We start from the raw sequence: 22,461 nt of genomic DNA, 5'->3' as shown, positions 1-22,461 counted from the left end.
TCAGGCTCCTTCTTGTTAGGTCATATAAGTTTTCCGTTTCACAAAGAAGATCGCGATCCCGATCAACACCCCGAGCCACAACGTAACGAGGCGAATCAGCAGCGTGATCGAAACGGCGGTGCCTTTGACGAGGCCAAAGTACATGAACATCCCGGTCATGCTGCCTTCCGCGATGCCCAGTCCACCTGGCAACATCGACAAAGCGCCAGCCACCGTGCCCAGCGAAAAGATGAAGACCACATGGGTCAGCGTCAGCCCCAAGTCGAGATTGACGATCAGCACATAGAGCGAGATGCACTCCATGAACCAGGCGATCACCGAGAGCAGTGTCGAAAACAGCAACGGTTTCCAGCGCAACAGCTCATAGGTGCTTTCATACAGCGTCAGCATGCTGCCTTTGTGCTTCGTCAAGACGGGAATCATCGCCAGCCACTCGATCACTTGAAGCGAGATCCGCTTCGACTGCAAGACCAGCGTGACGGCCAAAAGCCCCCCTAGCACGATGAAAAAGGCCAGCTTGCCAAAAGCAAACAGCGAAATCCCGACCCCGACCAGACAGAGCATGGCAAACAGGTCGGTCAAGCGGTCGGCAAACACCGCCGGTGCCGACCGGGCCATCTCCACCCCTGCCGTGTTCTTCAACAGGTACGATTTCAACAGCTCGCCCAACTTCCCCGGCGTGATCGACATCGAGAGGCCGATGAAGTGGATGTTCAGCGAATCTTTCCACGCCACCTCGATCTTCAGCACTTTTAAGAAGAACTGCCATTTGAAAAATCGTATAAAATAGGAAGCCAGCGTGGTCATGATGGCCAGCACATAGGTGTACCACGAGATCGAAAAGATGACATCTTTCACCTCGCGCACATCGCCCCAGAGGAAAAAGAGCACCGTGACGACCACCCCAACCATGATGCCGGTGATGATCCGCGATATCAGCTTCTGCCCTTTCCCCGCGATCAATTCCTGACGTGAAACTTTCATCTGCCCGCCACCCTACAGGCTCAGGCGCTTAAAGATGCGCTCCGGAACACTTTTGATAATCAGCATGATATAGCGCCAGAAAAAGGGCGTATAGGCGACATCCACACGTTTTTGGATCATCTTGTCGATCGCCTTCGCCACCTGTTCGGGCTTCGCGACCAAAAACATGCCAGACTGCCCGAATGTCATTTTGGTGTCCACAAAGCCCGGTTTGACGGTCAGCACATGTACGCCCGATTTGCTCAGGCGGTTGCGCAACCCTTGGAGATACAGCGAGAGGCCACCTTTGGCCGAACCGTACATGAAGTTGCTCTGACGTCCGCGGTCGCCAGCCACCGAAGAGAGCACACAGAGAAACCCGTCCTTTTTCGATTCAAAATAATTGGCGGCGATGTTCAGCACCGACACGGCCGACAGATAGTTGGTCTCGATCACCCGCCGCGCTTCAGCAAATTCATTTTCGGCGCGTCGCTGGTCACCGAGATAGCCGTACGCCAGCACGATGCCGTCGATTTCACCCGCCGTTTCCAGACAGTTGGTGAAAAAGTCGGCATGGCCGTCATAGTCGAGTGCGTCAAACGGATGCACCGTCACTTTGACGCCGTGTCGGATGTGGATGTCTTGCGCGATCCGCTTCATTTCCTCCACATCGCGCCCGGCGAGCAGCAGGTTGTGCTTTTTTCCGGCAAACTGATAGGCCAGCGCTTTGGCGATGCCCGAAGTGGCACCTAAGATCAGTACGTTTTTCATCGCGATTCCTCCACAATCCCCAGTCTCCGCGCCTGCGAGGACGAGAACACGTTGTTCGGATCGACTGCCGCTTTCACCGCTTGAAACTTGGCAAGATCGGGGTACATGTTGGCGAACGTTGCGGGCGACGCTTCCGAGTCTTTCGCCAAATAGATGCGGCCCCCATGCGCGGCCACCAGCTCGTCTAACTCGCGCAGGAACGGGAACAGCCCGTCATCGTGCAACGGAATGTCGAGCGCCAGCGTGTAGCCTTTGAACGGGAAAGAAAGCAGTCCACCGTTCTGCTCACCGGAGCTTTTCAGCACGGCGAGGAAGGAGGAGCGTCCCGATTGGCTCAGCCGCTTCAACATCTCGGTCAGCCCTTGACGGCTCGTCTCCGGCGGAAACACCGCTTGGTACTGGACAAATCCTTTTTTCCCATACGCACGATTCCAGTTGTGAACGCTGTCGAGCGGGTAGAAGAAGGAGTCATAATCGACAATTTTACTCTTTTCGTTTTGATGAATGTTGTAATAAGCGAAGTTGAACGCTCGAATCGACCAGCGATTCAGCACAAACGACGGGAAGTTGAACGGCACGTTGAACTTCGGCTTGTTTTTGATCCGCAACGGGTCGCCGCCCGTTTTCACTTTCGAAGCCGGGGCGTGGTTGCCGAGCATCAACACCGAGCGGCCCAAGTTGTCGCCTTTGGAGAGGCAGTCGATCCACGCCACCGAATACTGGTACTTTTCGTTAGTTTGTGCGAACAGCTCAAACGCGTGATCCAGGTTCTTCGCCTTGAGATAATCGACTTCCAAATAGGCCGACTCCACTGGAATCAACCGAAAACGCGCGGTCAGGATCACTCCGGTCAAACCGACGCCACCGATGGTGGCATAAAACAGGTCGCTCTGTTCCTCCCGCGAGCAGTGCACGATCTCCCCTGACGCGAGCAGCAGCTTGAAATCGAGCACATGCTGGGAGAAGGTCCCGTCCACATGGTGGTTCTTGCCGTGCACGTCATTGGCGATCGCGCCGCCGACCGTGACAAATTTGGTGCCCGGCGTGACGGGCAAAAACCAGCCGCGGGGCAGAAAATGCTCGATGATCTCTTCGAATGACACCCCGGCTTCGCACTCCAAAATGCCCGTCTGCTCGTCAAAATGCACAAAGCGGGCGAACTCTGTGTGCAGCAGAACGCCCGACCCGTGATTGAGCGCGGTGTCGCCGTAGGAACGACCGAGCCCGCGCGAAATATAATGGGGCTGGGCACCCGATGCGATCAACTCCGTAATGTCCCGCACGCGATCTGGTCGGTACACGTTACAGACCTCGGCCGGGTAGTTGCCCCATCCGGCGATGAGGCTTTCTTTATGCTTGATCATCGTTTTGTCCCCCAAGGATTACTCAAAATAGTTCAGAATCACGACCACAGCCAGTCCGTAGAGCAGAACGGTGATCAAGATATGCTTGTCCTGAAACAGGTCACGCTCAGGTTTGCCGCCTTTCTCCTCCATCAAGATCAGGTAGAGGTAGCGGAAGATCCCGTAGATGACGAGCGGAATGGTCCACATCAAATGGATCGTGTGCCCCGATGTGAACGTGTACAGTGCATAGCTCATGATCGTCGCCGTGATGACGATGGAGTTCAGTTGATTGAGCAGCTCCGGCGAGTAGCTTTCCAGCACTTTGCGGTGCGACCCTTTGTTGTTTTGGAGCAGATACAGTTCATGACGGCGCTTGGAGATCGCCAGAAACAAGGCGAGCAACATCGTACAGAGCAGAAACCACGGCGTAAACGGTACGTCGATCACCAACGCCCCGCCGATCGCCCGAAAGACAAAGCCTGACGCGATGATCATCACATCGATGATCACCACATGTTTCAATCGAAAGGAATAGGCCACATTGATCGCAAAATACACGATCAACAACACGCCAAACAAGGGCTCGAGATACAGCCCCACCGCGATCGCAGCGAGGAGTAACACAAACCCGAACGATAAGGCCAGATAGGGGTTGAGCGCCCCGGACGCCATCGGCCGATCGCGTTTTTCCGGGTGCTGGCGGTCCGCTTCGCGGTCCACAAAATCATTGAGGATATAAACGCACCCCGACACAAAGCAGAACAGGAGAAACCCGGCTACTGAGCGGATCAACAGATCGACATTGGCAACCTGAAACGAAAAGATCAGGGCTGCAAAAACGAGTAAATTTTTCGTCCACTGTTTCGGACGGAGCTGTTGAAACAGCAAAAACAACACGTTCGCCTCAGCTCGTACAGCTTCTTGCTTCAACACTTGCCACCTCCAAGATGAACAGACAGGTTGTTCGCGGCTAGTCGGTCAGTCGTTTCACACCGCTTCGAATCGTACCTAGGGCCATGACAGCGCAGAATGCCATCAGGAACAACACCGGAAAATTATAGCGTGCCTGCCCTTCAAACACAAAGTAGATCAGGGTGAAATAGAGCACGTTGACGGTAGGCAAGACCAGTCCATCCGCCAGTTTTCGCTCGCGGGCGAACAGCGACCTGACCACCGGAATGGTCGCGATCAGCACGAACAGAAACGCCAGCGTATTCATCCCATTCAGCCATGCATCCGAGACGGCCCGGAACACTTTCAGATCGCGCTCCAATTGAATCGTCCAGAACGGTTGCTCCGGATAGAGCTCGTTCATCGCCCAACTGCCGATATCCCACGCGCCGTTGAAAAAGGTTGCCTGCACGCGCAGGGCCCCAAGTTTGGCAAACTCCAACGGATGCGCCAAAATCCAGCTCTTGCCTTCCGCTTTCAACAGTGGATCGAGCTCATAGGCCACTTTCTCACTGCGCGCCCCATGCTCTAAGATCGCATCGATCTTGGCCCGCAGTTCGGGTGAGGCTGCCGCATCGGTCAGCGGCATCCAGCCACCATTCACATTGTTGTCGTTATTATTCAGGTATAGTACGTACCCCGAGTTATAGGAAACCGGAATGAACGCTTCATACTTCACATAGTTGCGATAGGTCCACGGAGCGACGGTCGCCGCCATCACCAGCGTGACCGAGACGAGCAGGATTAGCGTCTGCCTGAGATTTTTTTCACGAAGATAGTGCACCGCAGCCACTACGACCGGATAGACGAGAAAGACCGGCTTGGTCAGCGCCGCTAGCCCAATGAAGATGCCGAGCAACGGGTAGCGCACCCATTTGTTGAACCCATACAGTTGCAAGAAAATCACGGCCGCAAACAGAAACGCCAAAAACACTTCGGCGCCCAGCACATTCACATATGCGATATAGTTCGGCAAAAAGGCGATCAATGCGTAGGCAGCCAACGAAACTTTCCTGCTTTTCGCCAACTTTCGAAAGATTGGATAGACCAAAAGCAGCGTGGCCGTCGATAACAGCAGGTTGAACAGTTTGCCACTCTGCACCGACGTATCCCCGATCAGGCGATAAAATACGCCGAGTGCGGTCGGATAGCCCATCCCTTGGAAAGCGATGGCATCGCCTTGGTAGGTATGTCCATATCCGGTCGCAATGTTGACCGCAATTTCATGATAGGTGGCAAAATCGTAAATCGGAGCGTTTGGTATCTTTAACATCCAGACGATACGCAGCGCGATTGCCACCACGGTGATGAAGAGAAATGAGAAAAACTCATATTTAGGAACCTTACTCCACAAGTTGGCCATATCTCCAGTCCTTTTCTTCCTATTCTACCCAAACGATCTCAGTTCGGCAAAAAAAATCGCCGAGATTGAACTCTCAGGCGATTGTGATATCAGCGATTATTCAAAATTAAAAATGAGAGCAGCATAATGTTACCTCCGCGTCACCCGACACTGTGACAGTCGGAACTTGCCAAATAGGAAGCACCAAATTAGTCAGCGATCGGAGTTGTGATCGACGCGTACTTAATGCTGTCCAAGATAGGTGTGGTAATGGATAGTGCTTCGTGATTAGCCTGCACGTTCACGAAGGACACGCCAAGTGCCAGTACCGCAAGGACGGAAAAGATCACTTTTTTCACAGATAAAGCCCCCTCACCCTTAGTCCTTCCCGCATTGTGGAAGTCATTCTTTGCATATACTCGCTTGCCTTATCTAGCTCTCCACGTGCTTCGTATATGCTTACAATATGAGAATAACATTTTGAGGCCTCGACGTGCAAGCCGTATTTTTCAAAAAGTGCGACAGAACTTAACATATACTCCAATGCGCGTTCAAAATTTTGAAGTTCTTGATACATCACGCCCATCGTCCGATAGATGAACGCGCGCTCACGGTGTTCTTTGCCCAGCAATTCCAAGGCGCGGAAACACCATTTTTCCGCCTCTTGATAATTTTTCTGACGGAAATAAACGGTCCCGATCTCCCCGTAAACGTTGGCGACGAGATCCATTTCGCCCATCGCTTTGAATTCTTCGGCACAGTCTTCGAACTGTGCGATCGCTTCTTCGTAATTTTCCAGCTCGTACTGCAAAATTCCGTAGTTTTTCTTCGCGACGACTTCATCGAAGCGATTGTTGACACTGCGGAACATCGTGATTGCCGTACGGGTGGTTTCCGCAGCCTGCGTGTACTCGTTCATATGGTAATAAGCGGTGGCAAGTGCCGTATAGGTTCTGCCCATCTGCAGAAGATTCGGCGTGCCTTGCAACGCGGTGATCGCTTTTTTGTAGATTTCGATCGCTTCTTGTACCTCCCCAAGGTACGCGAGCGTGGCCGCAAAGTTGTGGTACAGGGAACCGCGCGAACCGTTATCCAACGTTTCGCTTTTCGCCAGCTCCTTCATCGCTTGTTGGAAGTAGTGCTTCGCCATCACATAGTCATGCTGTTCCATCTTGGCACGACCAAGCCAACGCAGGAGTTCAACCGCATGGGAGCGGTCTTTGTCGAGCGCAACTTCCTCCAGCATCGATTCGAGCAGACGGGTGGCATTGTCAAATTGCTTGGCATAGATATAGGCCGATGCCAATTCTTTGCGCACTTCGTTGCGGTCAACAGCCGTCTCATCAGCCAATCCTTCCAGCACCTGGATCGCTTTTTCAAACTGCTTCGCCGAAATCAGCGATTTCGCCAGCTTGTGACGCGTGTCATGTTCAAGCTTATCTTGCATATCCATCAAAAATTGATCGATCGGCACGTCCAACTTGCGGGAAATCCCCTCCAACAGTTTAAAGGACGGATTCGCTTTGTCGCTTTCAATCTGGGAAATCATGCTAGGAGTCACCAGACCCTCCGCCAATTCCGTTTGTGTGATCCCCTTTCGCATACGCCATTCCCGGATCTTTTGCCCCAGTGTCTTATTCATATCCGTTCCTCCCCCAGAAGGTCTATCATTCACGAAGTAGTTTACTTAACGTTAATCTTATACGATGCTTACGATAAATAAAAGTATATAATGCACATTCTGCCCATATTTTCGAAAGGCAAACCAACTTTACGCAAAATCTAATTGCTCTCGCTTCGGTTTGATTAATGAGAATCCATATCCAACCAATAGCGGCAGGATTAAAAATCCAATTCCCGAAGCCACCTGTACCGCTTCCCCCGACAGGAACAAGGGGATGCACATCAAGACCGTATCGAAAATGACGTGAGCAAAAATCACCGTCTCCAGTCCATAGTGGAGGTAGCAATAGCCGATGATCACGCCAAAGATCGTCAGTTCAATGAAGCGCGTATAAATTGGGTAGATCGGATAGAGCGAGTGTCCGAGCGCCCAGATCATCGCCGGCAGCAATGTGGCGACGAAGGAGTATTTGAGATACCGTTTCAAGAACGTGACGCCAAACAGGCGGTAGACGATCTCCTCGGAGATGCCAGCGAACCATGCCATAAGCGGAAACAGCGCGGGAACCCACATGTTAGCTGGCGACATCGACAGGTCGTTCTCGTACCAGACGCCAAAGTAGCGCTCACCGATGAAGTAGAACAAGCCTTGGAATCCCATCCAAGCGAACGCCAGCAGATAACCGCGCTTGGCGGCCAACCGAAGCCGCTCTCCCCACTCTGGGTCTTTTCTCGACAGCCAAAGCGATGGTTTGACCTCCCGCACCAGCATCGCGCCGGTCATCGTCAGCGGGTAATTGCCCGCACCGACCAAAATCGACACGAACACCACCGCGACGATCGCAAACGCACCGACGATCAACACGCCCAAGACGCCGCCTTCTGCCAACCCCTGCGCTTCAATGATCGGCCATTGGTTGATGTTGCTTGCCGCATACAGTACCATCACGAGCAAAGACAGCCACAACGTCGTCCAATGCGGGCGCTTTTGCTGCAACAGAAACAGAAAGACAAACGCGATCACCAGCATTAGGAACGACCCGAGCATGGAGAATCCCGTCAAAATCGAGGCGAACAGCGTCTGCTTGCTCTGCCACTGTTCGAACGCTTCTGGTACCTCATAGTAGGATGTCACCGCCGACACGTTGCCATCCGTGACGTTCACGCTGTAATAGAGGCGAGATTCTCCCACTGCGTACTGGTGGTCCTCCCAAACGAAATGAAAAGAGTTTAGCTCCCAGTCGCCCACTTCTTCCAGCATCAGCTCCTCATCGGTCAGCAGGCTCAGCCGCGTGCGATCGATGCCGAGCTTGCTTAAAGCGCTCTGTGCCAGTTGAAGTGCTTCTGTCTCGCCGATCTCCTTGCCATCATCCGTATCTGGACGAATGTGACGGAACACTTGGCCGCTGACGAGGTCATGGTACGTTTCATAACGTGTGTCGCCCGACGACATCTCGCCCGCATAAAAGGTGACATGCCAGTAGACAGAAGGAGCGGTCGCAGGCGCTTGATTTTCAAATTCGCTGCGCAGGTCTTCCTTGCCGAGATATCCGTCGAGTGAAGGTTCGCTTTCCATCACGGCGTTGATCCGATACCCTTCCAGTTCGATACCAGCCTCCTGCCAGTTCGCCTTGGCCTTTTCGACCACTTCCTCGCGGGAGAGCGCCTTCCACTCTTGGGCCGCGAACAGGTCCTGCCAAGAGAACACGAAATACATCAACAGCCCGAGCAGTCCCAAGCCCCACAGCCAGCGATCCGATCGTTTTTTCGCGCCCACGAAGCCACCTCCTCGATCTATCCTCTTCCCTGCCATCGTACTGACTGGAAAAATTTGCATTACCGATACTTACATCACATTATATTGTACCGCGAGTTCCTCTAACCATAACGTAAGGCAGAACACGACTGCAAAAATTGTTACCGCTTTACGCGGACTTTTCCCCATCTCCCGCAACACATAGGCCGCGAGCAACATCACAAACGGCATCGCGGGCAACTGGTAGCGCGTCTGCACAAAAAAGACGGAGATCGCGCAAAGAAAATAACCCGCACAAAAAACGGGCAACAGCGCCCGTTGATCGCGCCAGACGGCGAGCGCCATGCCGACCAGTCCCAACGCCATCAACATCCATTGGTAGCGAATCTGAAAGTTTTCCGAAAACAGGGCGATGCGATTCCACTCGTAGGTGTTGGACAGCCAGTCTTTTTTGGCCGACAGATGCATTTTCAGGCGCATCCAAGTCAGGTCGGCAAAACGGGCAGGATGTTCAACGATCCACGTCTTCGCCCCCGCTTTCATGATCGCATCCACTTCCGCATCACGCTTGTTGCCTGCCATCGCCGTTTTGTACGCCGCTACGCTGTAGATGTTTTCATTAAAGTAGCCATTGGCATAGTCGTTGTTGCCGATCAACAGGTTGAGCCCTGAGGTCGTATCGACGAGCACAAACTGTTTTTGTTCCAAAGAACTGCGAATCGTCCAAGGCGCGATCACCACCGCCATCAACAGGAGCATCGACAAGAGTTGCCCCCAGAGCGGCCGCGGCAGTTTGATCGTCTTTTGCTGCAACATCAACCAGACGATGCAAAGCAACGGCAAGCTCACGGCGATTGAACGGGTCAAAGCGGCGAGTCCAAACAGCGCCCCGGCCAGCAGAAACCAGCGAATTTTACCGTCCGCTGCGCCACACAGAAATGCATACAGCGCATAGCAGAACAGGGCGAGAAACAGCGATTCGGTCAGCAACACGCCCGCATAACCGATGAATGGCACATACAGCACGCCCAGAAACAGGGCTAGCAGGGCCACCTTGACGTCAAATAAGCGTCGTCCAATCAGATAGATGGCAAACAGCGTCGCCACAGAGAGCAGCGACTGCACGCCGTAGATCATGCGGTATTTGTGCCCGAACAGTTCATACAATCCGGCGAGAAACATCACATAACCCGGTGCGCGATAGGTCGCGCCGTGACGATCCCCGGTGGCAAACGTCCCTTTTTCCGCGAGCAGCATCGCCCGTTGATCATAGTCTGCCATATCGGAAACAGGCGTCACTTCCAAGCCAGACACATAGTCGAGTCTAACCCATAACGAGAAGAGCAGGAGGAGCGCGATGGTGACAGGCAGTAGCGATCTTCGCAACAGGGGAGTCACACCTTCCGTCTACATTTGGGCTAGACTACCACAAACAGGAAATCATTGTAAAACGTATGAATCTTGCGGATAATTATTCATCCACTATTTCCTCGGAAATAAAAAGCGCACCATTTGACAGGTGCGCGTCGAAACGTGATGAGATTAGTCAGCGCGAATCGTAATTGTGCGGTCTGTCGCTTGAATGCCGCCGCCAAGAATCAGATCGAGAGCGCGGCTGGACAGATACGTGACACCATTTTCAACGTGAACTTCTGATGATTGAAGTCGGAGATCTTTGTCGTTCACGGAGACGGTGCCAGTCCGCAGTTGCACACGGACCGTTTGGTTCTCCAGCGAAAATTGAACAGCCGACGCTTCAGGGAGCCATTTGACTTCGGAACCGAACGCTTCCACCACATAGCGCAACGGGAGGAAGTCCTGTCCTTGTTTCGTCAGGAGAGCAGGCACATCGAGCAAGCGAACGCCGTTCAGTTCACCACTGCCTCCGCTGCGTTGCAAGGTCAGCGTTTGCTCACGTTTCGGGAGCAGTTGATTCAGCCCGCCATTGACCATGACGCTCGGGAAGGTCAAGCGGATGTCGGGCGTCAAACCGACTTCTTGGATCGAGCTACCGTCGCCCAGCGCCCACGCATCGACCGATAGTTTGAGCACACCCCCACTTTGCAAGGTGATCGGTTCTTGCATCGTGCCTTTGCCATACGTCTGCGTGCCGATCAATTTGGCCCGGCCATTCTGTTGTAAAGCACCTGCCAGCATCTCCGAAGCGCTGGCCGTGTGTTGATCGACAAGAATGGCCACCGGGATGTCAGTACCCAGTTCATCAGCTTTGATCTCTTGCGTCTCGCCCGACTCATCGTGCAGGACGAGCATCGTGCCGGAGGTCAGAAAGTGATCGGCGATCTCCAGCGCAGACAGCACTGAACCGCCGCCATTGCCGCGCAGATCGAGCAGAATGCCGTTTGGCGAGGTGGCGATCAACTTGTCATACTCGGTAAAAAATTCCCGAGACGTGTTGCCGCCAAACGTCAGAATGCGCAGGTAACCGACCCCATTACCCATATCCTTCGCGGTGACGGTCGGCAACGAGATCTCCTCCCGCTTCACCTTGATCGTCTGCGGCCCTACACTGCCTCGCATGATGGTCAGCACTGTCTCGGTGCCCGCTTTGCCGCGCACCAGGGGGGCCACGCTGTCGATCTGTTTTCCAGTGACCGCTTGACCATCAACGGTGAGAATGCGATCGCCCGCTTGCAATCCCGCCCGCTGTGCCGGTGAGTTATCATACACCTCCGTGATCAAGATCTCTCCCGTTTTGGCGCTGTTTAGCTGCGTGCCGATCCCGGCATATTGGTTGTCCAGCGCCTTGATGAACGCCGCATATTCATCAGGCGTCATATAGGACGAGAAGGGATCTTGCAACACTTCGAGCATCCCTTTGATCGCGCCTTGGAGCACCTTATCGCGATCTGGATGTGTATAGTGACGGTCAACGATGAGTCGGTATAGTTCAAGCAGAGTGTGTTCCTGTGGGTCCACCGTCTCGGCAGCAACTACGCCCGCCTGACCGAACAACAGCGCCAGACTGAGTGTGGAGGAAATCAAAAATGGTTTCCAACGCATGAAAAAACCCCCTTTTCCAACTCTTTCGAGCTAAAAAGGGGGTTTCCTGCTGTCTGTCGCTTACAGACGTTTCATTTTACGCATCACTTTGTCAGCGATGATCGCTGCATCCGCACGATTCAAGAACGAGTGCGGGTCAAAGCGATAGGTCGGCTTGCTCGAGCCGCCCGTCAGCTGGTTCGGGCGCCCGACGATAATGCCTTCCTTCGCGACTGCGGTGATCGAAGTGATCGCGTAGAAGTCTACGGTGTTTGCGTCGGTAAACAGCTTTTGCAGGTTGATCTTTTCTTTGTCGGTGTCTAGGCTGACCTTCAGGTTCATCGCCCGAGCGATCATGACGGCCGCCTGTTCACGGGTCAAGCTCTGGTTGGGCGCAAAGATGCGCGGTCCCATGCCACGGATGATCCCGCGTTTCACAGCGGTCTCAATGTAGCGGAAGTCGTACAGCGCGCCCGGAACTGCAACGTTTGGCACGTCGTCAAACGTTAAGTTGTTCGGGTCGTAGGAGAGCGGAAGGTCGAGCATCTTGACCATCATCGTCGCGAACTCGCCACGCGTGATATTGTCATAGACGCCAAACTCGTTGTTGTTCTTCGGCAGCATCACGCCTTTGGAGAACATCGCTTCGAGCTGGTTGCGGGCGTATCCATGGCCGATGATGTCATTGAAGGAATACGCATCATAGAACACCGCGTAGTAGCCAAAGCCATCAAAGGAAGCGGTGACCGTCTTTTTGCTGACATCGACGATGCCGCCGAGGTTTTTCCACGAGTTGTTGTGGAAGCGCCAGATCGACATCTTCGGTGCCACCACGTCGCGAATGTCGCCTTCATATTTCAAGGTGATCGTGCCGCGCTGCGACGGTTCCATCCATTTGTTCGTGGTGCGGGTGTAGAATTCATAGCCGTTCATGTACGGATGCTGACCGTGAACGGTGGTCCATTGGGTCAGAGCAGACGTATCGAAGTAGCCTGCATCCAACCAGAACAGCTTGGATGCGTAGCCGAAGTGCGACGGAACCGTCAGCAGATTGGCTGCGATGTCCATCGGAGAAATATCGCGAATCTCACCGTTGTCATTGTACTTCTTCAGCGTACGGCCATCGTTGCGGTCCGCGATTCCAAACAGGATGTTCTGCGAGTCGAACAGATCGACGGTGCGCGGATCTTGTCCCGGTGTCGCATTCGACTGGCGGAGCAAGGTGTTTTTCGGCAGGGACAGCGTCAGGTCGCCGTTGAACACTTTTACCGAGCCGCTTTTCGGAACGGTGGTTTTGAACTGACCACCGACCGTGTTGGTAGCCGCATAGTTGACTTCAAACTCGCCTGCCAGTTTTTGTGTACCGCGAACGACGGTGAACTTCACCTTGTTGATGCCCGCTTTCAAGTTGCGCAGCTCATAGTGGAAAATGTCGTTCGCATCTTTCTTCATCGACTCCTTGCCGATCTGCACATCATCTGCGCCTTCCGCTTGGATCGCGATGTCCAAGAAGTTCTGGTTGATCACGCGCTCGTTCGGCAGTTTCGGCGAGAGCACGACGTACGGAGACAGCTCGCGTGTGATTTGCAGGGTCGAGGAAACGCTCGAGCTATCCAGATGCGCCTGAATGGTGATCGATCTCAGGCCGGTGCGCGGCAATTGATGTTTCGGAATACGCAGCATATAGCGACGCTCCAACGGGTCGTGCGAATCGATGCGCAAGAGCATCGGATCATTGCTGACCAAGGTGCCAGTGCCATTGTTCTCTGCGGTTACCAATTGCACGCCATCGACGGTGATGACCACCTGATCGACGTTTTGAACGCTGAACAGGATGTCCGCTTCACGCTCATTGGTGACATATTGCAGGTTGCCCGTGTTCTTGAACTTCAGTTGCTCGTCATCCATCAGCGGAGACAGTGCATCATGCGGCACCGGCTTCACGTTGACGATCGTCGGAACCTTATCGGAGAACAGGTAGATGGTCAGCGTTGTCGTGACCGGAATGCCGTTGGCCACACCCGAAATGGTCAGTTGGTTCGGGCCGTTGACCAGTTTCATATCGTTTGGTACGACAAAGGTGAAGTTCCCTTGCGCATCAATTCCTGCAGCCGACAGGTGATCCTTCAGGGCCACCGAGCGACCGTTGATCTTGACCTGAACGGAATCATGATCCGGACCACCTGCATTGTTGAAGTTGACCAGACGGCCTTTCAAGGTCGTAAATTTCTTCGGATCATCTTCATCCGCCGGGTAGGTGCCGTTGGTGGTGAACACCTTGCTGTTGTAGATGTTGTTCAACTGAATGAAAGGAGCTGGTACATAGTTGACACGAACCTGCTTCGATTCGGTGCCGCCTGCCGATGTGACGGTGACCGTCAAGACCTGCTCACCAGCCGGCATGTTGTTGATCTTAAAGGCTGCCGTACCGTTGGAAGTCAGCTTCGGAGTGTAGTTAAAGACGCTGGGCGAGACATCTACTCCATTCTGAGTGGACTTCAACGTGACGTTGCTGAGATTAAATGGGTTCTCAATCTTCGCTTCCAGCCAGATCGGCAATTCGAAAATGGTTGAGTTCGGAACGAAGAGCGTGCTGGAATCGTACACGACGGTCGAAGCATCGAGATCGCGTACGTTATAGATCTGGTTCAATTCCGAGATGTAAGCGGTATTCGTATTGCGATACGCGAAGCTGATCGGATAGTTGGAAGTCTGTGTGCCGTAGTCGCCGCGCACGCGCAACACATACTTACCGTTTGCCGAAACGTTCAGATCGGTCGTAGAGGTGTACGAGAAGATCGTGTGACCCGGTGTTACGGTGTCACGCGTGACGGTCGTCGCCAACGTGGAGAGAAGCAGGTCCGTGCTTTCGTCGTACAGTTCAAGTGTGAGCGCCGGATTCGACGGGTTGCTAGCGTCCGTTGCATAAACGATCTGACCATTGATGCGACCGGTCAGCGATGAGCCGGCGTTCGGACCAACGGTCGGGTTGCCTTCCAGCGAGACCGGGTTCCCACCACCGTTGACAACTTTCGTCTCATACGCGGTCGGATAACCGTTGAAGTAGACGAGCTGACGGTTGAGCGAATAGGTCATCGTCTCGTTGCTGGCCACGATCGCCAAGTTGTTCAGACCGGGCTGCAACCTCAAGTCGGATACGATAAACGAATTTTCGCCCGCCGCATACGCGATGTTGCCGTTGATCGTCACGCGGTCAGCGTTCGGAGCTTTCAGCAAGATGACAGTCGATGGCGACGTAACGATTTGCGGTACACCCGCTTCTAATTGGTTGCCATTGACCAATTTGATATCATAGAGGACTGGAACATTCGAGAAGTAAACATAGCATTCGCCGGGAACTTGGTTACCGCTCGGGTTGGTCCCGAAGACGGTGATCTTATTCAACCCTTGGAACAGTTCCACGTTGAGAAACTTAAACGTGTTGCCGTTCTCGATGATCGGGTTGACACCCGTTCCCCGTGAGATTTTGACAGATTGTCCATTGATGATCTGCTCGATCTGATAAGTGATCGAGTTCGCCGACACGCCGTTGAACGAACCGACCAGCTGCACCACATTGGTGTTGACCTGCGTCGGATCGGCCGCATTGGTCGAAAAGTTGGTAAAGCGGAAATATTGTGCATCCGCCTGTGCCAACCCAACGGGCAACAGCGTGATGACCATTGCCAGGATCATAAACAAACTGAGCAACTTGTGTTGCAATGGTTTCACCTTTATTCCTCCCTTGCACGATTTTGCATTTGATAACAGTTTTCGACAGTATCCAGAAGACTCCTGCCATTACGATCTAGTTCCTTCTTCCCAATTCTTTTGAAGAAATTTGCGAGAAAGAACTTTCCCCTCTCTCTTTATGTCGGTCGAAATGCAGAATAGTTTATAGTAGATTGCTAGAAATCGAGAAAAATGTTCAACTTTTTTGCTTCAACTTCCAGCGCTTTGTGCGGCTCTACAGAAAGGAGGTTAGCGTATGACATACATTCCGAAGACAGACTGGCAGAACCATGAGGTATTGACTGCGCAGGATATGAATCGAATTGAGAGCGCGATTGAATCGACGCAGACGAAGGTCGAAACGCTCAAACAAGACATTTCGGATCGTGAATCTAAGACCAACGAAACGCTGCTCGCTCTACAACTTTGCTTCATCAATCTCGCGATCGCAGTCGAGTCTATCCAAAAATCAAAATTGAACATCGGAGCACCCAACATCTTTGTGGAATCGTTTTTCAACACGGATGACATCGTCCCCCTGAATGACGCGTTGAAGTTCGATGCCCTAAATCAGAAAATGTATCTTATGTAGAAAGCGAGGTAGCGTAAAATGCCAAGAACACTATCGAAAGGAACTGGGCGCGACGGTGTCTTAACGATTAATAATTCCTCTAACTTTAATACTGCCAGATATGCACCATTCAATTTAGTTGTCAGCACAACGGCCACCAGCATCACGCTGAGTGCCCCGCCATCGGGTATTGCGGTAGGAGACGAGATCCTTGCAATGTGCCTGATGGGTACTGTAGAGGCTGGCTGTACAGCTGCCAACTTCGGAAAGTACCAAACGTTTACCGTGACCAGCATTTCAGGAAATACTTTACATCTCGGCGGCGAACCACTTGATACATCGACAAGTGGTGCCGGACGGTATCCCGCCTTGATGATCGTGCAAAAAGTCCCGCACTATACAGACGTGACCATAGAGGCGACCGGCTCTTTGACCACGAATTATCCGGTCTGGGATAATGCGAACGCTAGAATTACGATTTGCGGGGGCGTCATTTTCTTTCGAGCTACCGGTACTGTTAAAATTGACGGGCATATCACCACGCTTGACAGAGGTCCCCAAGGTGCACGACAAAACGTAATTCCCCTGTTAACACCGACTGGATCTACAGGTGCGGGCGGAGCAGGTGGAGGGAACCGCTTTATCGGTGGGTATGGGAGTAATGTGTCGTCTGCCTACGGTCCCTCGATAGCGATCGACTACTATACACGACTGACTCCAGGCGGTCCAGGGAATGGAACCAGCAATGGTGGTGGCTCTGGTGGCGGGATTGTCGTCATTCACGCCGATACGATCACTTTAGGTACTAATGGGCTGATTTACTGTGGCGGAGGCTTAGGCTTTAGCAGTAACAATAGCGGAGGAACAGGTGGCGGTGGCGGCGCAGGCGGAACGATCTGGCTTGAATGCCGAGTAAGTAATCTACGAAATAACGGTTTGGTGGCTTCAGGTGGTGGCGGAGGTGCTTCGATAACTGCAGGGAATCAGCCATCAGGCGGAGAAAGCGGTCAAGTTGCAAAAGGTGGTAATGGCGAGAGCGTCACAAGTTATGCAGGTGGCGCAGGACACGCCGCAGGCGGTGGTGGTGGCGGGGCTTCTTATTCTCCAGCCCGAACAGGCATCAGCGCGACAAGTGGCTCTGGTGCTAATGGAACCAATACATCCCTTTCCGGCGGTGGCGGGGCCGGATACATCCGTGTCAATACGGCTTCAACTACGAAGCCAATCTTTACATTTTCCCCCAGTACGTGGGACTGGGAATCCATAAATCTCGCACCAAGCGTACCTAGCAACCTGAGCCCCTCGGGTACAGACACAACCCCCTCTCTACAGATAACATTGACACCGACTCTCTCTTGGACATTCAACGATCCTGATTCCTCTGCTCCACAAAAAGCCTATCAGGTCATCACCACCCGCAGCAGTGATGGTGCGGTAGTGGACGATAGCGGGAAAGTAATCAGCGTGAGCAGTACGTACACAATTCCATCAGATAAGCTTTCACCGGGCACCGTTTACTACTATTCAGTAAGAGTGTGGGACAACCACGATGCGGCCAGCCCATCAAGTGAAGTGCAATATTTCAAAACTGCAAATGCACCCAGCGCAATCCCAACCTACGGAAACGCTGATTCGACCTTACCGACTGGCGGAAGTCTGACCCCTCGTCTTACATGGAGTTACAGCGACCAAGAAAATCATCCGCAAGCGAAATTCGAGATCAGAATCTTCCGCACAGTGGACAACGTACAGATTCACAGCAGTGATGTGATTCTTTCCGCAAACACGTTCTACGATGTCCCCTCCGATTCTTTGACGCTTGGAAGCACGTACTTCTGGCAAATAAGGGTCACAGACAGCAGTGGAATGAGCAGCGATTTCAGCAACGCCTACTATTTCACAACAAATTCCCCGCCTGAGCCGTTAACAATCGTTTCACCTGTTGACACATACAGGACTTCCAAGCGACCCGCTTTCGAAGCCATGATCGGCATTGATCCAGAGAACGATCACCAACATTTCAGAATCGAGATCGCTGAAGACGCTGCATTTACAAAAGACTTACACGTTCGCTCAACTGAAAGCGGACAGTCAGGTTGGGAGGTTAAAACTGAGTTGGGATTCTTCGCCAAAATGCCCTCTGACGGTGTCGATCAATCCTACACAAACGGTATAGTGCGTTACACCTGTCAGTCCGATCTACAGGAGGGAAAGACGTACTTTTGGCGGATGGCACCGATCGATGCAAGTTCAGGAACGGCGGGAGCATGGACTGCTGCGCGGACGATTCGTTGTGGAAACATCTTAGCCTTCCAGAAGAAAACACCGATTCCCACAACACGGGCAGCATCACGGATCGTTTTTAGCTCATCGTTTCAGCTACCAACTGATGGTGTCATTCCTGCATCTTTGCGAGTTGATGTTTGCAATAACGGACTCGACCCAGCACCGACTTGGGAGGAATGTACACAATCATTTTTGAATCACCAGATGCACACGATTTCAAATCGGGCAAAGACAACGAGCAATTGGGCCGTGAACTATCGTATCACGATCGAAGCAAACGACAGCCTCGAAGCGATTGAATTGAATGCAATTGGGTTCAGTTTTGAGCTAGTATAGCGACTAAAGGGTTTCAAAATGCGAGCTTAGACAGAAGAAGAACCACCTTGCCATTGGGGCAAGGTGGTTCTTCTTCTGTTTCAAGCATCACGTCTATCCTTGAATTTGAATCGTAAAATCGGTCAGGTCCGCATTTGTTTTGTAAACCTGCTCCTGAGCATAGATAAAAGTCCAGTATCGAGTCTCTCCGAATCGAAGGGTCCCAAAGTCTTGAAGTTCAAACACACCACCAGCGACCGGTTCATTCTTGGCATCAAGTAAATACATCGGCACTTCTTGCAACGTGATCTCCTCTTGGACATCCAAACCGTTGCGAATGAAGACCTTTACATAGTACCCGCCTTGATACAGACCAGCTTCCAATGGAAGAAAGTTCAACTCACCAATTTGCAACTTCGGCATCGTCAGCAATTGAGCCCGCAGCGCTTCTTTTTCTTGCTCTGAGAAATGTTCTTCCTGATCCGAGGTAAATGCGATGATCGTTTGCGCCAGCGTACGTCCAACTGTAGGAATCTTGCTCTCATCAACCGGCGTAGCTTCCTGTACCTGCTGGCCTTGCTGCTTATTGAATAGTCGAGAAAGGAAACTCTGTTTGTTCTCCTCCATGCTTTACCTCCTAGCTAGTCATTCACCTTTTCCAAGTATAACACAAAAGAAAAAGGAGCCCGTTTCCAGGGCTCCTTTTTCCCGTACTGTTGTTAAGATAACTTACTTAACAACTACGTTGATGAATGCAGACTTGCCAGACGGCAGGATGATGGTCATCACGAAGGTGTTACCAGCAGCCGCGCCTGTGATCGATGCGTTGTCTTGACCGTTGTTTGTAACGTTCAGACCAGCACCTTTCAGGTTGGAGTAGGTAACCGTTGCGTCATCCAGGTCGAACGCTACGCCATATTGGTCCTTCGCGGTGAAGGTAGCCAGCAGGTTAGCAGTGTTTACATCTGCTGCTGCAACTGCTGCAACGCCGCTAGTGATCGCTACTGCGTTGGTGGAAACGTTCTTGAAGGTAGTAGCAGTCGGAGCAACGTTGGTGATCGTTACTTCCTTCTCAAGGTTCTCACCAGTGGTTACGATAACGACTTTCACTTTACCGGTTACTTCAGATGCATCGCCGAAGGTCACGCCATTTGCGTCCAGTTTGCGGGTAGCAGTGGAGTACGTCAGGCCAGCTTTGGTCGAAGTAGCGGTGAATGCTGTGTTCGGCAGAACAACTTTCGTGCCGTCAGTGAGCTTACCGTATACGTCGAAGCCTACTTGGTAGCCAGCAGCGTTATCGTCGTAGATCTTCGCTACATCGCCGATTTCGTAGGAAGCGATGTCGCTCAGAGCAACAGCTTTCACGTTGAACTCGATCGAGGAGCCAGCAACTTCGGAAGAGTCAGCAGCGTTGCGCAGGGTCAACTTGATCTTCTCGGTGCCTTTCGCAACACCGGTCAGGGTGATCACATCGTCTACCGAAGTGATCAGGTCTGCGTCTGCGTCAACTTTGGTACCAGCGACATCAACAGCGATTTCGTAGTCATCGAAGAAATCTTCGTCGATAGTAACTGCTTTGCCGTATTGGTCAACCACTTGCAGGTTGGCAGCAGTCAGTTTGGACGTAGCGCCAACTGCAACTGCACCTTTCAGGTCAACAACTTTCGAAACTACTGCCGGAGTACGAGCATCAACGACGTCAAAAATGATGGTAGCCGGAGCTTTACCAGAGGTCGGAGCCAAAGTGATAGTTGCTTTGCCTTTGGCGTTAGCCGTGAAGTTCAGTACGGACTTCTTCGCAACGTAGTCGTATGCGAGGGAAATATTACCGTTGGTTGCGTTGAGGCCCAGACCAGCAACTAGACCAGAGTGCGTTTTGAATTCGTTACCGTTCTGATCAAGAACAGAGAACGGAATGGAAACGGTGTCGCCAGCAGCAATCGTTTCGGTCGGAGCGGACAGAGTTACGGTATCAACTGCAGCAGCTTTCACAACAGTCACGTTGAAAGTGAAATCTTTACCGGTGTACTTGTTGATCAGGCGGATCGTGGCGGTGCCAGCGATGTTGTTTGCCGGTCTCACCAGAGTCAGACCCAAGGAGTCTTCGTTCTTGCCAACCTCGGTGGACACAGTCGGAGCCGGGTTAGAGCCGCCAGTGTTTTCAACGGTAGCAACGAGCGGGTTGGAAGAAGTGACGATAAAGTCATTTTCCAGTTGTGCTTTAGTCGCTGTGTTACCGTATTGGTCTTTGCCGCCGAGCGTGATCACAAAGTCGGAGAAGTCGGACGTAGTGGTCAGCTCTTCGTCTTCAGCGTTGTACAGTTCGCCGAAGGTAAGTTCGGAGGTAGTAGCAGCATCGCTAACGGTCAGGGTGCCGGTTACTACTTTGTTCGAAGTGGAATCAACACCAGTCAGAACGACAGTTTGACCTTTGGTGAAATTGTAAGTCAGCTCAACCAAGCCAGCGTTGTCGTCAGCAGCGGTGCCCAAGCCAGTGGTCCAGTTGATGTTCGGAGTGTTGTTGGTCAGGTCTTCACCGTATTGGTTTACAACCTTGTAGGTTACGGTAGCGCCAACGATGATGCCCGCGCCATCCAGCTTAGCTGCAGCTTTGTCGGAACCCAAAGTGATGGAAGCAACCGTTTCGTTTTCAACAGATACAGTGTCAGATACAGCAGACTCTTGTACGCCGGTAACGGAGACGGTGTAGTCGCCTTTAGTCAGCTTGGTGGTCAGTACGAGAACTGCCGATTTCTTGTCTTCGGAGAAGGTTACGGAAGAAACGTTAACTGCAACGGTACCCTTCTTAACTGCGAAATCAGCTTTTGCAGTATCAACCGCTTGGTTGAAGGTAACGGTCAGTTTCTTCGCGCCGGTTGCAGCAACTTCAACGGTTGCAGCTTGCGGAGTGGTGATTTCCAGAGACTTATGCTTGTAGGATACGGTGTAAGCAGTAGCTGCCGCGAGCGGAGCTGTCAGCTTAACGGTAGCCGATTTTTTGTCGTCAGAGAGAGTTACGCTTGCAACTTCAGCAGCAGCGCCAGTTGCTTTCGCCTTTACTGCGAAATCAGCTTTGTCAGCCGCTTCCAGAGCTTTGGAGAAGGTAACTTTCAGGTTGGTGTTGTCGAGGTACTCAACAGCGGTGATGGTGCCAACGGACAGTTCTTCTTTAACTTTCAGGAAGTTAGAAGCAACAACTGCAACTTGTTGGCGCTCAGCGCTTGCTTGCGGGTTGAACTTGTTGCCTTCGCCGCCAGACAAGAGTTTCGCTTCAACTGCGTATGCAACTGCATCTTTCGCCCAAGAAGAGATGGAGGATGCATCTGCGAATTTCAGGTCAGCGCCTTTGCCAGCAACGTCTACGCCCAGAGCGTTTACGAACACAACTGCCATCTGTTCACGGGTCAAGGAGGTGTTAGCACCGAACTTGCCGCCGCCAATACCGGACAGCAGGCCTGCTTTAACAGCAGCTTCTACTGCAACAAAGGAGTAGTGAGTGGTCGGGATGTCAGAGAAAGTTGCGGTAGCCGGCTTGTTGTTCAGGTCCAGGCCCAGAGCTTTCGCCATGATGATTGCGAAGTCTTGACGGTTGATTTTCGCGGACGGGTTGAACTTGCCGTTTTCGCCAACGATGATGCCAGCGTTCGCCAGTTCAAGGATCGCATCCTTCGCGTAGGAACCTTCGATATCAGAAAACGATACGGATGCGGACGCAACCGGTGCTACGATTGCGGATGCAACTGCGGTTGCAGCTACAGCAGCGGTAAGCTTCTTGCTTTTGTTCACAGAGACTTCCTCCTTCTGA

General features: G+C 52.4%; 15 protein-coding genes. 2 read left to right on the top strand and 13 right to left on the bottom strand.

Features of this window, described 5'->3' with window-relative positions; all coding sequences use genetic code 11:
- Nucleotides 1-15: 15 nt before the first annotated feature.
- The 11 genes from CIG75_RS02165 to CIG75_RS02120 all read right to left on the bottom strand — a co-directional run bounded on the left by CIG75_RS02165 (nucleotide 16) and on the right by CIG75_RS02120 (nucleotide 15,484).
- Nucleotides 16-984, bottom strand: a complete 969-nt coding sequence (locus CIG75_RS02165; protein WP_094235155.1) for a lysylphosphatidylglycerol synthase transmembrane domain-containing protein — start codon at nucleotides 982-984, stop codon at nucleotides 16-18.
- 12 nt (nucleotides 985-996) lie between these two features.
- Nucleotides 997-1,734 (bottom strand): SDR family oxidoreductase, encoded by a 738-nt coding sequence (locus CIG75_RS02160; protein WP_094235154.1) that lies wholly within the window; start codon nucleotides 1,732-1,734, stop codon nucleotides 997-999.
- Entirely contained in the window at nucleotides 1,731-3,098 is a 1,368-nt protein-coding gene (locus CIG75_RS02155) for an FAD-binding oxidoreductase (protein ID WP_094235153.1), read from the bottom strand. The genes CIG75_RS02160 and CIG75_RS02155 overlap by 4 nt, the downstream gene beginning before the upstream one ends.
- Before the next feature lie 18 nt (nucleotides 3,099-3,116).
- The gene (locus tag CIG75_RS02150; protein ID WP_094235152.1) at nucleotides 3,117-4,013 is read right to left on the bottom strand and encodes a decaprenyl-phosphate phosphoribosyltransferase; all 897 of its coding nucleotides are present in this window, start codon (nucleotides 4,011-4,013) and stop codon (nucleotides 3,117-3,119) included.
- Nucleotides 4,014-4,050: 37 nt separating this feature from the next.
- Nucleotides 4,051-5,385 (bottom strand): glycosyltransferase family 39 protein, encoded by a 1,335-nt coding sequence (locus CIG75_RS02145; protein WP_157729338.1) that lies wholly within the window; start codon nucleotides 5,383-5,385, stop codon nucleotides 4,051-4,053.
- A gap of 197 nt (nucleotides 5,386-5,582) precedes the next feature.
- On the bottom strand, nucleotides 5,583-5,732 hold the full coding sequence (locus tag CIG75_RS20545) for a hypothetical protein (protein WP_157729337.1): 150 nt from the start codon (nucleotides 5,730-5,732) through the stop codon (nucleotides 5,583-5,585).
- Complete coding sequence (locus CIG75_RS02140; protein ID WP_094235150.1) at nucleotides 5,729-7,015, bottom strand: helix-turn-helix domain-containing protein; 1,287 nt, start codon at nucleotides 7,013-7,015, stop codon at nucleotides 5,729-5,731. Before CIG75_RS02140 ends, CIG75_RS20545 begins: the two co-directional genes overlap by 4 nt.
- A gap of 129 nt (nucleotides 7,016-7,144) precedes the next feature.
- On the bottom strand, nucleotides 7,145-8,773 hold the full coding sequence (locus CIG75_RS02135; RefSeq protein WP_157729336.1) for a CPBP family intramembrane glutamic endopeptidase: 1,629 nt from the start codon (nucleotides 8,771-8,773) through the stop codon (nucleotides 7,145-7,147).
- Nucleotides 8,774-8,842: 69 nt separating this feature from the next.
- Nucleotides 8,843-10,138 (bottom strand): ArnT family glycosyltransferase, encoded by a 1,296-nt coding sequence (locus CIG75_RS02130; RefSeq protein ID WP_094235148.1) that lies wholly within the window; start codon nucleotides 10,136-10,138, stop codon nucleotides 8,843-8,845.
- A gap of 156 nt (nucleotides 10,139-10,294) precedes the next feature.
- Nucleotides 10,295-11,773: a S41 family peptidase gene (locus CIG75_RS02125; RefSeq protein WP_094235147.1), complete on the bottom strand. Its 1,479-nt coding sequence runs from the start codon at nucleotides 11,771-11,773 to the stop codon at nucleotides 10,295-10,297.
- Nucleotides 11,774-11,833: 60 nt separating this feature from the next.
- Nucleotides 11,834-15,484, bottom strand: coding sequence for an S-layer homology domain-containing protein (locus CIG75_RS02120; protein ID WP_094235146.1), 3,651 nt, complete (start codon nucleotides 15,482-15,484; stop codon nucleotides 11,834-11,836).
- 256 nt (nucleotides 15,485-15,740) lie between these two features.
- Between CIG75_RS02120 and CIG75_RS02115 the strand changes: the two genes are divergently transcribed.
- Together CIG75_RS02115 and CIG75_RS02110 are read left to right on the top strand one after the other, a co-directional pair.
- Entirely contained in the window at nucleotides 15,741-16,076 is a 336-nt protein-coding gene (locus CIG75_RS02115) for a hypothetical protein (protein WP_094235145.1), read from the top strand.
- 18 nt (nucleotides 16,077-16,094) lie between these two features.
- A complete protein-coding gene (locus CIG75_RS02110; protein WP_157729335.1) occupies nucleotides 16,095-18,677 on the top strand; it encodes a glycoside hydrolase family 78 protein in 2,583 nt (860 codons plus the stop codon).
- Between the two features lie 93 nt (nucleotides 18,678-18,770).
- Here CIG75_RS02110 and CIG75_RS02105 read toward each other — a convergent pair whose 3' ends face one another.
- Nucleotides 18,771-19,283, bottom strand: a complete 513-nt coding sequence (locus tag CIG75_RS02105; RefSeq protein WP_094235143.1) for an SLAP domain-containing protein — start codon at nucleotides 19,281-19,283, stop codon at nucleotides 18,771-18,773.
- 102 nt (nucleotides 19,284-19,385) lie between these two features.
- The gene (locus CIG75_RS02100; RefSeq protein WP_094235142.1) at nucleotides 19,386-22,442 is read right to left on the bottom strand and encodes an S-layer homology domain-containing protein; all 3,057 of its coding nucleotides are present in this window, start codon (nucleotides 22,440-22,442) and stop codon (nucleotides 19,386-19,388) included.
- Nucleotides 22,443-22,461 lie beyond the last annotated feature (19 nt).

Source organism: Tumebacillus algifaecis (genome assembly GCF_002243515.1).
In the GTDB taxonomy this organism is placed as follows: Bacteria; Bacillota; Bacilli; order Tumebacillales; family Tumebacillaceae; genus Tumebacillus_A; species Tumebacillus_A algifaecis.
Note: the sequence above shows the minus strand (reverse complement) of the source record. Positions and strands in the feature narration are given on the sequence as shown.

What these genes read in the sequence shown, in the direction of transcription:
- CIG75_RS02165 (WP_094235155.1), bottom strand. Translation starts at nt 984, where the DNA reads ATGAAAGTTTCACGTCAGGAATTGATCGCGGGGAAAGGGCAGAAGCTG.
- CIG75_RS02160 (WP_094235154.1), bottom strand. Translation starts at nt 1,734, where the DNA reads ATGAAAAACGTACTGATCTTAGGTGCCACTTCGGGCATCGCCAAAGCG.
- CIG75_RS02155 (WP_094235153.1), bottom strand. Translation starts at nt 3,098, where the DNA reads ATGATCAAGCATAAAGAAAGCCTCATCGCCGGATGGGGCAACTACCCG.
- CIG75_RS02140 (WP_094235150.1), bottom strand. Translation starts at nt 7,015, where the DNA reads ATGAATAAGACACTGGGGCAAAAGATCCGGGAATGGCGTATGCGAAAG.
- CIG75_RS02125 (WP_094235147.1), bottom strand. Translation starts at nt 11,773, where the DNA reads ATGCGTTGGAAACCATTTTTGATTTCCTCCACACTCAGTCTGGCGCTG.
- CIG75_RS02115 (WP_094235145.1), top strand. Translation starts at nt 15,741, where the DNA reads ATGACATACATTCCGAAGACAGACTGGCAGAACCATGAGGTATTGACT.
- CIG75_RS02110 (WP_157729335.1), top strand. Translation starts at nt 16,095, where the DNA reads ATGCCAAGAACACTATCGAAAGGAACTGGGCGCGACGGTGTCTTAACG.
- CIG75_RS02105 (WP_094235143.1), bottom strand. Translation starts at nt 19,283, where the DNA reads ATGGAGGAGAACAAACAGAGTTTCCTTTCTCGACTATTCAATAAGCAG.